Raw genomic sequence first — 14,642 nt, 5'->3', positions numbered from 1 at the left:
GGTCTTCAGCTCCGTTCCTGATCGTGGATCTCGGTCCATTGGTGGGAGGCCCCGCTCGAGTGTTGGATCGCCTCCAGCACCTGCTGCACATGCAGTCCGTCCTCGAAGGAGGGCCGCGGGTCCTCCCCGGCGGCGATCCCACGCACCAGATCCACCACCTGATGGGTGAACCCATGCTCGTAGCCCAGTCCGTGGCCGGGCGGCCACCAGGCCTCGAGGTACGGGTGCTCCGGCTCGGTGGCCAGGATCCGGGTGAACCCCGAAGTCCGCGCCGGTTGAGTCGCATCGTAGTAGTGCAGGACGTTCATGTCCTCGAAATCGAAGCTGACCGCGCCCCGGGATCCTGAGATCTCGATGCGCAGCGCATTCTTCCGGCCCCAGGCGAAGCGGGAGGCCTCCAGGATCACCGGGGCTCCCGAGGTCAGTCGAGCGGTGACCAGCGCGGCGTCGTCCACCGTCACCGGGCCCATCCCGACGGCATCGGGCGCCTCGACCGCGGTGCCGAGACCGCTGCCGAGTCCACCTCCGCTGCCGCCGATGCCCCCCGCCGCGACGGCGACCTTGGCGGCGAGCGGACGTTCAGCGACGATGGTGTCGAGCATCCCGGAGACCCCGGCGAAGCGCTGACCGGTGAGGAAGTAGGTCAGATCCACGATGTGGGCTCCGATGTCTCCCAGCGCCCCGGACCCGGCCCGGGTCTTGTCCAGCCTCCAGGACAGCGGGGCGGTCTCATCCCCGAGCCAGTCCTGCAGATACTGCGCCCGCACCTGACGCACCTCACCGATCCGGCCCTCGGAGATCAGCTCCTGGGCCAGCTTCAGCGCCGGTACGCGACGGTAGGTGAAGCCGACCATCGCGTGGATGCCCCGGGCCCGGGCGAGCGCAGCGGCCTCGGTCATCCGCTGCGCCTCCGCGACCGAGTTGGCCATCGGCTTCTCCACCAGCACGTGCTTGCCGGCCGCCAGCGCGGCTTCAGCGATCTCCGCGTGCGTGTCTCCGGGCGTGCAGATATCGACTAGGTCGACATCCTTGCGCTCGAGCACCCGCCGCCAGTCGGTGGCAGATTCCACCCAGCCCAGCCGCTGCGCCGCCTGCTTGCTCCGCTGCGCGTCACGACCGACGATCACCCGCATGCGCGGTTCCATCGGAAGGTCGAAGAACCGTGAGGCGGATCTCCAGGCCTGGGAGTGCACCCTGCCCATGAAGGCGTGCCCGATCATCGCCACGCCCAGGCGCGGCTTGTCTCGCTCAACCATGGCTGCCGCTCAGGATTCGAAGGCGTCGGGCAGGTACTGTTCCACGTTCTCTTCGGTGACCACCGGGGCATAGAGCTGGATCTCGCGGGGCACGTCACTCTGCACCAGGTCTCCCATGGCGCGTCCCTGAGCCAGCAGCCGAGCCAGACGCACGCCGTCGGCCGCCTGGGAGGCCGGGTAGACGACGGTCGCCTCGACCACAGAGTCCCCGGATTTGATCTCGCGCATCATATTGGCTGAACCCGCGCCGCCGACCATGAAGAACTCATCACGTCCGGCGTTCTCGATGGCGGCGAGGACCCCGACGCCCTGATCGTCGTCGTGGTTCCAGATCGCGTCGATCTCCGGTGCCGCCTGAAGCAGGTTGGCGGCCGCGCTCTCCCCGCCGGCGACGGTGAAGTCAGCCGCGACCCGGTTGTCCACCTCCAGGCCGCAGTCGCTCAGCGCCTGTTCGAAGCCCTCGCTGCGATCCTGGGTCAGCGGCAGCGAGTCGATCCCGGCGATCTCAGCGACCACGGCGTCCTCCTGATCACCGAGCTGTTCACAGATGTAGTTGCCGGCCGAGACGCCCATGCCGTAGTTGTCGCCGAGGATCGTGGTGCGCGCGGCGAACGGGCTGGAGAACTCCCGGTCCACGTTGACCACCGGGATCCCGGCCTCCATCGCGTCGGTGGCCACCTCGGTCAGCGCGGCGCCGTCGAAGGGCAGGACCACGATCGCGTCCACTCCGTCATTGATGAACTGCTCGATCTGGCTGATCTGTTCGTTGACGTCATCGGTGCCCTCCGAGACCCGCAGATCGATGTCTTCGAACTCCTCGCCCTGCGCCTGGGCGCCTTCGGTGATGGCGCCGATCCAACCGTGGCCGGCGGCGGGCCCGGAGAAGCCGATCACGACTTCCTCACCTGGTTCGGCGTTGTCGCCGGCCGGCTCCGCGGCCGAGGCGCCGGCGTCGTCCTCTGACTCGACCTCCTCGGGGTCATTCGAGAGGCAGCCGCTGACCATGAGGGTGACCGAGATGAGGGCGGCCGCTGAGAGATATCGGGGGGTGAAGCGGGACATGATTCCTCCTGATGAGAGTGGGTCGTGCGGTGCGAAGCGGGACGAGGATGAACGTGTGGTCTAGGTGGTCTAGGTGGTTCGGTGCGCGGAGAAGCGCTGCTGCAGCAGGACCGCGGCGACGATGATCGCGCCGCTGACCACCGCCTGGACGGATGAATCGAGGTTGTTCTGGACAAAGACATTGGTGAGCACCGCGAAGACCAGGACACCGAGCACCGTGCCGAAGATGGTGCCGCGGCCACCGGCGAGCAGCGTGCCCCCGATGACCACCGCGGCGATCGCGTCGAGCTCGTAGAGGTAGCCATGGGTGGAGGAGCCTGAGGTGGTCCGGCTGATCATCATCACGGCCGCAATTCCGGCGCAGAGCCCGGAGAGGGCGTAGACCATGACGAGGTGAAGCTTGACCTTGATCCCGGCGAGCCGGGCGGCCTCGGCATTTCCGCCCACCGCGATGGTGCGGCGTCCGAAGGTGGTCCGGTTCAGCAGGAACCACCCGGCGGCCGCGACCAGCAGGAACATCCACACGATCACCGAGATGCCCAGGAAGTCCCCGCGGAAGACGCTGTTGAACTCCTGGACCGTGACGATCTGGGTCTGCCGCCCGGAGATCAGCTCGGCGAAGCCGCGCGCGGCGACCAGCATCGCCAGGGTGGCGATGAACGGCACCACCTTCCCGTAGGCGATGATGACCCCGTTGAGCAGGCCCGCCGCGGCGCCCACCGCCAGGGCGGTGAAGAACATGATCGACCAGTGGATGTCCGTGGCCATCGCCTGGGTTCCCAAGGTGGTGGCCCAGATGGTGGCCAGCCCCATCACCGAGCCCACCGAGAGGTCGATGCCTCCCGAGGTGATCACGAAGGTGACTCCGATGCTGATCACTCCGATCACGGCCGCCTGCTGCAGGATGACCATGAGGTTGGCCACGCTGAGGAAGCGGTCACCGCCGGTGATCACGCCCAAGGCGATCAGTGCCCCCAGGGCGAGGATCAGGCCGAGGCTATGCCCCAGGCTGAGCCTTGACCCCGAGGCGGTCTTCGCGGACTGCTCCTGGGCCGGGGCGAGGTCCCGGCCGGGGGCTCCGTCCTCGGCAGAGGTTCCGGCGGGGGAGCCTGTTGCTGTTGTCTCACTCATCCGTGAGCTCCTTCCATCACAAGATCAAGCACCTGGTGTTCGTTGATGTCCTTGGTGGATCCGGTGTGGACCACGCGGCCGTCGGCGACGACCAGGACTCGATCGGCGAGCCCCAGGACCTCTTCGATCTCGCTGGAGACCATCAGCACCGCCGTGCCCTGCCGGCTCAGTTCGCGGACCAGACCATAGATCTCAGCCCGGGCGCCGACGTCGACGCCGCGAGTGGGCTCATCCAGCAGCAGCACCTCGCACCCGTGGACCAGCCAGCGGGCGAGCATCGCCTTCTGCTGGTTGCCTCCGGAGAGTGTGCGGATGCTGCGCTGCACATCGGCAGGGGAGAGGTGCAGCGCCTGGGCCTGCGCGCGGGCCGCGCTGCGTTCGGCACGCTCGTTGAGCAGTCCGGATCTGCCGAAGCGGGCAAAGGTGGAGAGGGTGATGTTGCGATAGATCGGTTCATCCAGCAGCAGTCCCTGGCTCTTGCGCTCCTCCGGGGCCAGGCCCACCCCGTGCTGCACCGCGTCCGGCACGGACCCGCGGCGCAGGCGCCTGCCTTTCACCCGGACCTCTCCGGTGGTGGCGCGGCGAGCCCCGTAGATGGTCTCCAGGATCTCTGAACGGCCTGCACCCACCAGGCCTGCCAGTCCGACCACCTCGCCCGGGCGGACATCGAAGGAGACCGGTTCGAAGACGCCCTGGAGGCTGAGTCCCTCGACTTCGAGCAGCGGCTGATCGCTTGTGGGCCCGATCGCAGCACCGCCGAAGTCAGAGATGACCTCGTGTCCGGTCATCAGCGCGATGAGTTCTCTGGTCGGGGTGTCGCTGACCTCGAGGCTGGTGGCCACGGTGCGCCCATCCTTGAGCACCGTGATCCGATCACCGATGCGCCGGATCTCTTCGAGGCGGTGAGAGATGTAGACCACCGCAACCCCCTGGTCTCGCAGCGTGTGCACCACCCGGAACAGGTTCTCCACCTCTTCCGGGTCCAGGACCGCGGAGGGTTCGTCCATGATGATCAGCTGGGCGTCGTGGGAGAGGGCCCGCGCCATTGAGACGATCTGTTTTCCGGCTGCGGAGAGCCGTCCGACCTCACGCTGAGCGGGGATCTCCGGATGGCCCAGGCGTCGGAGCAGATCACGGGTGTGCTCCAGGGCGGTGGATCGACGCAGCACGCCTCCGGTGCTGAGCTCGTGACCGAGGAACACGTTCTCAGCGACGCTGAGCCCGTCGACGACGTCGAGCTCCTGATACATCGTGGCGATGCCCAGTCGCAGGGCCGCCATGGTGGTGTCGATGGTGACCGGCTCGCCCTTCCAGGAGATCTCACCCCCGGTGGGCTGGTGGGCCCCGGAGAGCACCTTGATCAGCGTGGACTTCCCGGCACCGTTCTGGCCCAGCAGGCAGTGCACCTCGCCGGGGCGGATGTCCAGGTCCACGCCGTCGAGGGCCTTGGCACCGGGGAAGTGCTTGCTGATGCCCCGCATGCGCAGGAGCTCCGACCCAGCATTTTGTGTGATCATAATCACAATAGTGAGCGCACTTCTGTCGGGTGTCAATCAAAAGTCGACCGTGTTCTGGAAAACTTTAGAACTCCCGCAGTCCGAAGCGGGGGTGGTTTACTTGATCCATGGCCTACGTCTCCGTGATCGATGAGCAGAACGCAGTGGCCTCCGCGCCGTCCGGGAACACCCTGCCCAACAGCGCGGGCGCACTGTTCCAGCTGTTTCGGGACGGCACGCCGCGGACCCGGTCTGACCTGACCGCTATGACAGGATTTGCGCGCTCCACGATCTCCGCCAGGGTGGAGGAGCTGCTGAATGCCGCGCTCATCCGGCCGGCGGGTGAGAACTCCTCCACCGGCGGTCGTCCCCCGAGCACCTTCACCGTCAACCCCGAGGCCCGCTCCGTGCTGGCGGTGGATCTGGGGGGCACCCATGCCCGCATCGCCGTGACCGATCTGGCCACCAGGGTGCTCAGCGAGCGGCAGCAGGAGCTCGACATCACCAAGGGCCCGGTGGCTGTGCTCGACGCGGTGGGAAGAATCGGCCTGGAGCTGCTTCAGGAGGCCGGCCGCAGCCCGGAGGACCTGCTGGGCGTCGGGGTGGGTGTGCCCGGACCGGTGGAGTTCGCCACCGGCCGGCCGATGAGCCCGCCGATCATGCCCGGATGGGATCATTTCGACATCCCCGGACATCTGCGCCGCTGGTTCCCCGGGCCGATCCTGGTGGACAACGACGTCAACGCGATGGCCCTGGGAGAGCACGCCGTGGCCTATCCGGGGGTCGCCAACATGATGTTCGTGAAAGTGGCCACGGGGATCGGCTCCGGGATCATCAGCGACGGTCGACTCCAGCACGGCGCGCAGGGGGCGGCCGGGGACCTCGGGCATATCGCCACCCCGGACGGGGATGCGACGCCCTGCACCTGCGGGAATTCGGGCTGTCTGGAGGCGGTGGCCTCCGGGCCGGCGATTGCGGCCCAGCTGCGGGAACGTGGCTTTGACGTGCCGAACCATGCCGCGATGTTGGAGCTGGTGCGCTCCGGGGATCTGGAGGCCCTGCGCACCGTGCGCCAGGCCGGACGGCAGGTCGGATCGGTGCTGGCCGGCTGCGTGAACCTGCTCAATCCCTCGGTCATCGTGATCGGCGGGGTGGTCTCCACCGCCGGGGAGCATTTCCTGGCCGGCATCCGCGAAGCCGTCTACTCCCGATCGCTGCCCCTGGCCACTCAGCATCTGCGCATCGTGGCCAGCCAGACCACGGCGCGCGCCGGAGTGCTCGGCGCCTCAGCGCTGGTGACTGGTCACGGGCTCTCGGTCGAGAACGTGAACCGCCTGATCGGCTGATCTGTTTCAGGTCGACCCTGAGGTCACCGTGTGCTCGGACTCCCCGTCACGCTGTGCCTGGGCGCGCTGCTCCTGGGCGTTGCGCAGCGCCAGAACCAGGGCGGCGCCCAGCATCACCGGGGCGAGCCCCCAGCCGATCGTCGCCGTGTAGTCCGGAGCCTGTGGAATGGCGGAGAGCACGATCCCGATCGGGGCAAAGAACAGCAGCGCATTGATGATGTTTCTGCGACGTGCCATGTGTTCAGCCTCATTCTCGGAGAATCGGATTTTGACGCAGTTCTCCACGCTACCGGAGCCCTGGAGAATGAAACAGGAAACCGCTCATCAGGATTGACGGCTGAGACCTCAGCCGATGTCATGGAGAAATGGATGTGCTTCTTCCAACTCTTAGCTTGATCATCGGCGCGGTATTGTTCACGATCTCGTTCCGCATGGTCAGCCAGGCCAATCCCAGCGAACGCATCCCCCAGCTCTGGGGCCGTCCGGCGCGCCACCCGCGTCGGATCCACGCGGTGCGAGCCGCGGCCATCGGGCTGCTGCTCCTGGGAGTCGCCGGCTGGAGCTCGACGCTGGGCTACGCCGGCCTGCTTCTGCTGCTGCCTGCCTTCCTGCCGGTGATGATCATGAACGTCCTGCATAACCGACGGGTGGCACGGGGACAGCATGGGCAGCGCGGGCACCCGGCGGCACAGCCCGCCGCCGCAGACTCGCCGCTCGGTCCCGGCCAGCGCTGACCTGCCCGCGGTGAAGACAGGCGTCAGCCGGGGCTTACAACCCGAAGGCGGCGCCGACCCGGCGCTGCAGCCGCGCCCACTGGCTTGCCGGATCCAGCTGCGCGGAGAGTGTATGCAGCTGCACCGCCACCGGCGTGCTGACCGGTCCCTCCGCGGTGTGGTCCGCCGGTTCACCCTCGGCGTCGATCACCTGCTGCACCATGGATCCGGGCATCAGGTTCATCAGCGCCAGCGCGAGCTGCCGGGCCTGACCAGGTTCCAGCGCGAAGGGCGCCACCATCACACAGGGCTCGACGTCGATGGGGCGGGAGAGCGCCCGGCGCGCCACGTCGAGCCCGCCGATCACCGACTGCCCCAGGAACCAGCCGAGCAGCACCACGATGGCACCCCAGCGACGCGGCCACTCGCGCGGAGAGCGCGCTGAGGAGGGCGGGAGCAGCACCAGGCTCAGCGCCGTGGCCAGCGCCACCGAGATCACCCCGTAGCTCACGTAGTCCGCGCCCCCTCCGGAGAGCGCCCACCAGAGCAGCCCGAGAAGCAGCGCACGCAGCACCCCGGCCACCACGAAACTGCTCATGAGCTTCTCCCCACCAACAGCATCGTGGCCGCGGTGACCACGGTCAGCAGCACCACCAGCACCAGGCCGGTGGACTCCCATCCGCTCAGACGGGCCTCAGTCCAGGAGACCCCGTGCCGTCCGCGCTGCGCCGCGGCGGAGAAGGCTGTGCCCCACCGCTGCGCCGCGGCGGTGATGAGTCGGTGCGCTCCATCCAGCGTCCGGCCGCCGTCTCTCCGAGCGCGACGCAGCAACGACTCCTCTGCCAGCAACAGGTCACCCGGTGGAATCACGGCCGTCTCAGCGTCGGTGAGCCGGTCCGGCAGCCACTCACGCCGGGCCGCTGCCCAGGTCAGCGCCGCTAGCAGCACGCCCAGCAGAATCGGCCAGGTCGCGTCCCACAGTGTGCTCGGCTCCCAGCTGGGCACCGCGACGCCCTCGGCCTGCACCGGATCGGTGACCCACCGGGCGCCGATCAGCCACGGCACCAGGATCCCGGCCGCGCAGACACCCAGCCAGGAGTACAGCTCCCCATCCGCGCGACGGCGTGGATCGCGCTCTGTCCTGAAGAGGACCACCGCGAAACGCAGCAGCAGCAGGGTGGAGCCGGTCGCGACCAGCGGAAGCAGCGTGTCCAGCCCCACGCCGAGCACCTCGATCCCGCTGACCGCCTCCTTGGAGACGTACTTCCCGAAGGCCCCGGAGGTCAACGGGGCGCCCGCCACCGCCAGTCCCGCGCCGAGCATCCCGAGCAGCACCAGGATCCCGGTCCTGCCCCGGGCGTAGTGCTTGACCACCGGAACCCCGAGGAACAGCGCGCCCTTGGCCAGGCCATGATGGATCGCGTAGACCACCGCAGCGGCCGACGTCGCCGGCTGCAGCTCGGGGAGCATCAGCCCCACGGCGATGAGCACGGTGATGAACCCCATCTGCGAGATCGTCGAATAGGCCAGGATCACCTTCGGGTCCCGCTGCAGGACCCCCAGCACGACGGCGGCGAAGGCACCTGCCAGCGCCAGGGCCAGCAGCACCGCACCGGCGGTCGCTCCCTCGGGCAGGAACCGCAGCCAGCCGATCAGCCCGGCCTTGACCATCGCCCCGGAGAGCACCGCGGAGGCCGCCGGGGGCGCGGCGGGATGAGCCAGGGGCAGCCAGACATGCAGCGGGACGGTGCCGGCCTTGACCCCGAAGCCGAAGATCAGCAGCCCCTGGATCAGGCCGGTGTGCGCGGTGCCGGCGGCGTGCCCAGCATCGGCGAGCAGGAAGCCCCCGGCGGAGGTCACCAGGATCAGGGCGGCCAGGATGGCGGTCTCCGAGAGCACCGACATCACCAGATACACCTTGGTGGCCCGCTGCGCCGCCGCGGTCCGGTAATGGATCACCAGCCCCGCCGCAGAGAAGCTCATCAGCGCGAAGCTCAGGTAGAAGCTGGCGACGTCGGCAGCGAGATAGGTCCCGATGTTGCCGGTGAAGCTGAGCAGCAGGAACGCTGAGAGCGCGCCCGAGCCGCGCTCGGTGTCGCGCAGCTTGATCCAGCTGATCCCCAGCAGGGCAGCGCCATAAAGCAGCGCGGCGATCAGCAGCAGCGGTCTGGCATAGAGGTCCACCGCGAAATATGCACCGAAGAGCAGCCACGGCACCTCCAGGCTCGCCGCCGCTGTGCCAGGGCCCGCCACCACCGCCAGCAGCACTGCGGGAACCACAGCCAGCGGAGCCAGCACGGTGAGCCGACGTCGCATCCTGAATGCCCGCAGCGGGGACAGCAGTCCGCTGAGTCCCAGTACCAGGACCAGCGGGGTCAGCAGGGTCACGGTGATCAGCAGGGAGGGTGAGGTGAGCATCAGCCCAGCACCCCCTCGGCGATGAACCGCGCGATCTGCAGCGGGGCGAAGGCCAGCGAGGCCCCGATCCCGACCAAGAGCGTCAGCACTGCGGTGCTCAGCGCGGGGATCAGCAGGCTCTTGGGCTCACGCACACGCAGCGGGTCAGCTGAGGCGGCGGTCTCAGAGTCACCGCTGAGCAGCGTCTCCGGGTCCACCTCCTCCGGGTCGACGAACCACAGCGCGTAGACCACCGGCAGGAAATACGCCGCATTCAGCAGCGAGGAGCCCACCAGGACCCACAGCACCCAGGGATGTTCCGAGGCCATCGCGCCGGTGCCGAGCTGCCATTTGGAGATGAACCCAGCAGTCGGGGGCAGTCCGATCATCCCCAAGGCGCCCACGGTGAACGCCGCCGAGGTCAGCGGCATCCGCCGCCCGGCCCCGCGCAGCTGGCTCACCGTATGGGCCCGGATCACCTCCGCGAAGAGCCCTGCGCAGAAGAACAGGGTCACCTTCATCAGTCCCTGGTGCACCAGGTGCACCACCCCGCCGGTGGTGGCGAGCACGTTGACCATCGCAACTCCGAGCACCACATAGCTGACCTGGGAGACCGTGGAATAGGCGAGCCGCTTCTTGATCTCCTGCTGGCGCAGCGCCTGATAGGACCCGTAGAGGATGGTGAACGCCGCGAGGATCAGCAGCGGGGTCAGCACCCCCAGCTCGGCGGCGGCGTCGACCCCGAAGACGTCGTGGAGCACCCGCACGATCCCGAAGACACCGGCCTTGACCACTGCCACCGCGTGCAGCAGGGCTGAGACGGGGGCAGGAGCGACCATGGCCAGCGGCAGCCAGCCGTGCAGCGGGAACAGCGCCGCCTTGACCCCGAGTCCGCCCACGAGCAGCACGAAGATCAGCAGCGCGGGCACCGGGTTCGAACCCACCAGTTCGGCGACCCCCTCGGCGCCGCCGTCGGCGAAGTCCACCGGGCCCACATACATGGTCAGCCAGACCACTCCGACGAGCACGGCGAGCCCCCCGCCGAGCGCGTAGCGCAGGTAGATCCGGGCCGCCCGCAACGAGGCAGGCGTTCCCCAGTGCGCCACCAACGGGTAGGTCACCACGGTGAGCAGCTCGTAGAACACCAGGAACGTGATCAGGTTCCCGGAGAAGGAGATGCCCACTGTGGCGGTGACACAGAGACTGAAGAACCCGAAGAACCGGCTCTTGTTTTTAGACCCGCGCAGGTACCCCAGCGCGTAGATGGTGGTCAGCAGCCACAGCAGCGCGGAGAGTCCGGCGAAGAACAGCGCCAGCGGATCCACCCGCAGCACCAGGTCGATGCCGGGCAGGAAGGGTGCCGAGAACTCCGGCCGGGCGCCGTCGGCGACCACCGCCGGGACCAGGGCGATGATCAGCAGCACCTTGACCACCGCGGCGGTGAGGTTGATCCCGGCGCGCAGCCGCACACTGTTCTCCGGCAGCGGGAAGATCGCGACGGCGGCGGTCAGCGAGAGCAGCACCATCACCACCGGGATGGCAGGAAGCAGCTCCGCCGGGATCTGTTCGAGCCAGGTCACCATGGGGCGCCCACCTCCAGGATCTCGCTGAGCCAGACGCCGAGAAAGCCGGTGAGCACGGTGAGCAGCCCCAGCACGAAGGGTGCCAGCTGCGCCTTCCCGGTGGTGCTGGCCTCGGCCACGTGCTGCGCGGTCCTGGCCTGGGGCAGGGCGAGCGCCGTCTGGTCGTCTTCGCTCATCACCAGCAGCGGGGCCACGGCCTTGAGCAGGTAGGCGGCGCTGAACAGCGTCCCGGCCACCAGGACCAGCAGGATCCAGTAGTCTCCCGCGGCCACGGCGGAGGTGGCCAGCAGCCACTTTCCGGAGAACCCAAGCGAGAGCGGCAGCCCGATCAGACCCACCGCGCTGAGTCCCATGCTCATCACCAGCATCGGATGCGCCCGCCCGGCGCCGCGCAGCTGCGCGATCTCATCGGTGCCGTAGCGGTCTTTGAGGTGTCCTGCGCAGAGGAAGAGGCTGGACTTCGCCACCCCGTGCCCCAGGGCAAGGGCAACGGTCCCGCTCAGTGCGCCCGCCAGCACGGCGCCGTCATCCAGGGTGGTCTGTGCCTCCAGCGCGCTGGTGCTCGGGTCCAGCAGCAGCGGCAGCAGCAGGAACCAATAGCCGACCTGGGCCACGGTGGAATAGGCGATCAGCGGCTTGAGCCGGCTCTGCCGCAGGGCCATCACCGAGCCCAGCAGCACCGCGGCGGTGCCCATCCCGGCCAGCACCCACGCCAGGGCGGTGAGCTCCGGCAGCGGCCCGGCCACCCACAGCCAGCTGCGCAGCAGCACGAACAGCGCCGCCTTGATCACCAGCGCCGAGAGCAGCGGGGAGACCGCGCTGGGCGCCGCGGAGTGCGCCGGGATCAGCCATCGATGCAGCGGCACCAGGGCGATCTTCAGCGCCAGCCCCAGACTGATCAGGCACATCGCCAGCACGACGGCGACGAGGTCGGCGTCGTCCTCGGCGGCGAGCTCCGCGATGCTCTGACCCGAGGCGATGATGTCCAGGGTGCCGGTCACCGAGTAGATCAGCGCCACTCCGATCAGGAAGAGCAGCGAGCCCAGCACCGCGATGAAGAGGTAGCGCAGCGCTGCGGGCCAGGCCTCGCGACCGCCCAGGGCCACCAGCGCCACCGCAGTGAGACCCACCAGTTCCAGCCCGACATAGGTGTTGAACAGGTCACCGGAGAGGAACACGGCGTTGAGCCCGGCCCAGCAACCCAGCCACAGCGGCCAGAACCCGGCATGTCCGGGGCGCCACCCTCCGTCGGTCGCCGCGCTCGCAGGCCCCGGCGCTGCGGCGGTGCCGTCTGGCTCCGTGACGCCGGGCAGCGCCGCACGGTGTGTCCCGGTGGCCGCGGGACGCGCGGCTGCGTAGCAGCTGAGCACCGTCCCGATCACCGTGGTCATCGCCAGGAACACCGCGGAGAGACCGTCCGCACGCAGGGTGATGCCCAGCGGGGGATCGAAGCCGCCCAGGGCCAGCTGGAGCGTCTGCCCGGAGCTGACGTGGACCAGGATCGGCGCGCTGAGTCCGAGCACCGTCACCGAGGTGACCACACCCAGGACCCGCCGCGCGCGGGAGCCCAGCAGCACGCTCAGCGCGCTGGCCAGCAGCGGAATCAGCACCACCGCGGCCAGACAGAACGGCGCCAGGTTCAGCGGAGCGGTCATCGCTGAACCTCCCCGTCCGGGGCGTCGTCGCCGTCCCTTGAGCCTTCGATCCGACGGATCAGGACCGCTCCCAACCCGGTGAAGGCCACGGTGATGACCAGCCCCGTGATCACCAGCGCCGAGAGCACCGGATCAATGCCGGCGGCACCGTCACTGACCGGGCCCTCGGGCTCCGCGGCGCGGGCCGCCAGGGCCATGATGATCATCAGCGAACCGATGCCGGTGACGTTCAGCGCGATCAGGCGGGCCACGAGATCGCTGGTGAGCAGCATCCGGACCAGCCCGATCACCGCGATCCCGGTGCCGAGCAGCAGATACCACTGCACCTGGCTGAGCTCCAGCATGCCGAGTGCGGGGCTGCCGGCAGCGTGCAGCCCGAGGTCCAGCCCGTCGGTCCTCATGTGCTCACCTCCGGCTGCGTCGGATTCTCCAGGGACAGGTAGATCGCGTAGAGCCCGGCTGCGATCCCCAGCGTCAAGAGGATCTCCACCGTGAGCAGCACCGGGAAGGAGAACGGCGCCTCCAGATGCGCCAGGGCCGTGAGGCTGAACGCGAGGACGCCGGCGACCAGCATCGGGCGCAGCCATCCCACGGTGAGCTTCGCCAGCGGCACGTGGGCGCTGCGCAGGAGGATCAGCACCGCGCAGAGCACCGCCCCGGACTGGAACGCGCCGCCGGAGTCGGTGCTGCCGGCGAAGAGCAGCCACAGCCCGGCCAGGAAGAGCACCGGGGCGAAGACTCGCATCAGCCAGTGCAGGCTCGCAGGGACCGGCGGGGCGGCTGTCGCGGGGAGCCCGTGGTGCGGGCCGGCCTCGCCCCGGCCCAGGCTGAGCACGGCGACCGCAGTGAGCATCAGCACCGCTGATTCCAGCAGCGTGTCGTAGAACCGGAACACCAGCAGCACCCCGGTGATCTCATGCTCCACCCCGGTGAGGTCCATGCCCTCGGTGAGCGCGGCCTCCCAGGCGGGCAGCGACTGTTCGGCGCGCAGCCAGACAGCACCGGCGATGAGGGTCAGGGTGATGGCGCAGAGCGTGCCCACCGCTGGTCGCAGCCAGGGCCACCGGGGCGCGCTCGCGCCGTCGGGGGCGGGCGCGGTCGGAGAGCTCACGGACACCCAGACCAGCAGCGCGGCGAGGATCCCACCTCCGATGCCGGCCTCGGCCAGCGCCACATCCACGCTGCCAAGCCGCAGCCACGCCAGCGTGGCCAGCACGCCCAGGCCCAGCAGTCCCATGGACTGAGCGGTTCGCGACCGCGGAAGCACGGTGCACAGCACCGAGGCGATCAGCCCCGCGCCGAGCACCAGATCCGCCGCTGGCACCCCGCCGGTCACGGGGTGGGCTCCGGGGAGTCCGAGGTCGCGGGGTCCGGATCCGGCGTCGAGCGCTCCGGGCCGGCGTCGAGTCCGCCGAGCACATGGGCTGAGACGGACGCCGCCGCCAGAGCCAGCACCCAGGTCAGCATCAGCACGCCGGCGGCGGTCCAGCTGCCCAGCAGCAGCGCGACGCCGGCGAGCACCAGTCCCAGGCCGAGGTTGTCAGCCTTGGTGAGTGCATGCAGGCGGCTGCGCAGATCGGGGAAGCGGATCAGTCCCAAGGTGCCCACGGTGAAGAAGAAGGTCCCGAGCAGGATCAGAGTCAGCGCCAACCACGGAGTCAGCCCGCTCATCTCGGCCGCTCCGCGCGCGCGGACGGCCTGGGCAGTCCGGCGCGCACTGCAGCAGCCACAGCGGCCGTGCCGGTGAGCACGAGGGCCACATCGAGATACCGGGAGCCACCCTCGGAGAGCACTGCGAGCACCGCCGCCAGCGCGGCACCGGTGGTGCCGGTGAGCAGGACCACCAGCAGCCAGTTCCCGGAGAGGCCGCGCCGGGAGAAGACTGCGAGAGCCAGGACGTAGTTGCCCAGCAGCACGGCGAACACGGCGAGCAGCACTGCCTGGATCATCACCGCTCCTTCTCTGCCGGGGTCGCGTCTCTGGCCACGCCCGTCCTGGAGGGG

Annotated in this window: 15 protein-coding genes; 2 read left to right on the top strand and 13 right to left on the bottom strand. The window is 69.1% G+C overall.

What is annotated here, in order from left to right; translation table 11 throughout:
* Positions 1-5: 5 nt before the first annotated feature.
* The 4 genes from HNR24_RS09715 to HNR24_RS09700 form a co-directional block, all read right to left on the bottom strand.
* Positions 6-1,256 carry a Gfo/Idh/MocA family protein gene (locus HNR24_RS09715; RefSeq protein WP_182495672.1) on the bottom strand — a complete coding sequence of 417 codons (1,251 nt, stop codon included), beginning with the start codon at positions 1,254-1,256 and terminating at the stop codon, positions 6-8.
* A gap of 9 nt (positions 1,257-1,265) precedes the next feature.
* Positions 1,266-2,318, bottom strand: a complete 1,053-nt coding sequence (locus tag HNR24_RS09710; RefSeq protein ID WP_182495671.1) for a substrate-binding domain-containing protein — start codon at positions 2,316-2,318, stop codon at positions 1,266-1,268.
* 69 nt (positions 2,319-2,387) lie between these two features.
* Complete coding sequence (locus HNR24_RS09705) at positions 2,388-3,449, bottom strand: ABC transporter permease (protein WP_182495670.1); 1,062 nt, start codon at positions 3,447-3,449, stop codon at positions 2,388-2,390.
* The gene (locus HNR24_RS09700) at positions 3,446-4,966 is read right to left on the bottom strand and encodes a sugar ABC transporter ATP-binding protein (protein WP_182495669.1); all 1,521 of its coding nucleotides are present in this window, start codon (positions 4,964-4,966) and stop codon (positions 3,446-3,448) included. Before HNR24_RS09700 ends, HNR24_RS09705 begins: the two co-directional genes overlap by 4 nt.
* A gap of 107 nt (positions 4,967-5,073) precedes the next feature.
* On the opposite strand from HNR24_RS09700, the gene HNR24_RS09695 reads away from it, so the two are divergent.
* Positions 5,074-6,291: an ROK family protein gene (locus tag HNR24_RS09695; protein ID WP_182495668.1), complete on the top strand. Its 1,218-nt coding sequence runs from the start codon at positions 5,074-5,076 to the stop codon at positions 6,289-6,291.
* A 6-nt stretch (positions 6,292-6,297) separates the two neighbouring features.
* On the opposite strand, the gene HNR24_RS09690 is transcribed toward HNR24_RS09695, so the two are convergent.
* A complete protein-coding gene (locus HNR24_RS09690) occupies positions 6,298-6,528 on the bottom strand; it encodes a hypothetical protein (protein ID WP_058887931.1) in 231 nt (76 codons plus the stop codon).
* 134 nt (positions 6,529-6,662) lie between these two features.
* On the opposite strand from HNR24_RS09690, the gene HNR24_RS09685 reads away from it, so the two are divergent.
* Positions 6,663-7,025 carry a hypothetical protein gene (locus tag HNR24_RS09685; protein WP_182495667.1) on the top strand — a complete coding sequence of 121 codons (363 nt, stop codon included), beginning with the start codon at positions 6,663-6,665 and terminating at the stop codon, positions 7,023-7,025.
* 34 nt (positions 7,026-7,059) lie between these two features.
* On the opposite strand, the gene HNR24_RS09680 is transcribed toward HNR24_RS09685, so the two are convergent.
* From HNR24_RS09680 to HNR24_RS09645, 8 genes are read right to left on the bottom strand one after another with little or no spacing between them, the layout of a single operon-like run.
* A complete protein-coding gene (locus HNR24_RS09680; RefSeq protein WP_182495666.1) occupies positions 7,060-7,602 on the bottom strand; it encodes a Na+/H+ antiporter subunit E in 543 nt (180 codons plus the stop codon).
* Positions 7,599-9,422, bottom strand: coding sequence for a complex I subunit 5 family protein (locus tag HNR24_RS09675; protein ID WP_182495665.1), 1,824 nt, complete (start codon positions 9,420-9,422; stop codon positions 7,599-7,601). The genes HNR24_RS09680 and HNR24_RS09675 overlap by 4 nt, the downstream gene beginning before the upstream one ends.
* On the bottom strand, positions 9,422-10,984 hold the full coding sequence (locus tag HNR24_RS09670) for a complex I subunit 5 family protein (RefSeq protein WP_058887934.1): 1,563 nt from the start codon (positions 10,982-10,984) through the stop codon (positions 9,422-9,424). Before HNR24_RS09670 ends, HNR24_RS09675 begins: the two co-directional genes overlap by 1 nt.
* Positions 10,978-12,639 carry a complex I subunit 5 family protein gene (locus HNR24_RS09665; protein WP_157075359.1) on the bottom strand — a complete coding sequence of 554 codons (1,662 nt, stop codon included), beginning with the start codon at positions 12,637-12,639 and terminating at the stop codon, positions 10,978-10,980. Before HNR24_RS09665 ends, HNR24_RS09670 begins: the two co-directional genes overlap by 7 nt.
* Entirely contained in the window at positions 12,636-13,040 is a 405-nt protein-coding gene (locus HNR24_RS09660) for an NADH-quinone oxidoreductase subunit K (RefSeq protein WP_058887935.1), read from the bottom strand. The genes HNR24_RS09665 and HNR24_RS09660 overlap by 4 nt, the downstream gene beginning before the upstream one ends.
* Entirely contained in the window at positions 13,037-13,975 is a 939-nt protein-coding gene (locus HNR24_RS14300; RefSeq protein WP_058887936.1) for a hydrogenase subunit MbhD domain-containing protein, read from the bottom strand. The genes HNR24_RS09660 and HNR24_RS14300 overlap by 4 nt, the downstream gene beginning before the upstream one ends.
* The gene (locus tag HNR24_RS09650) at positions 13,972-14,310 is read right to left on the bottom strand and encodes a monovalent cation/H(+) antiporter subunit G (protein WP_058887937.1); all 339 of its coding nucleotides are present in this window, start codon (positions 14,308-14,310) and stop codon (positions 13,972-13,974) included. Before HNR24_RS09650 ends, HNR24_RS14300 begins: the two co-directional genes overlap by 4 nt.
* Positions 14,307-14,588, bottom strand: a complete 282-nt coding sequence (locus tag HNR24_RS09645; RefSeq protein WP_058887938.1) for a hypothetical protein — start codon at positions 14,586-14,588, stop codon at positions 14,307-14,309. The genes HNR24_RS09650 and HNR24_RS09645 overlap by 4 nt, the downstream gene beginning before the upstream one ends.
* Positions 14,589-14,642 lie beyond the last annotated feature (54 nt).

The organism is Nesterenkonia sandarakina (assembly GCF_014138825.1).
Classification (GTDB): Bacteria; Actinomycetota; Actinomycetes; order Actinomycetales; family Micrococcaceae; genus Nesterenkonia; species Nesterenkonia sandarakina.
The sequence above is the reverse complement of the archived record's forward strand: the minus strand, read 5'-3'. Positions and strand labels throughout refer to the sequence as shown.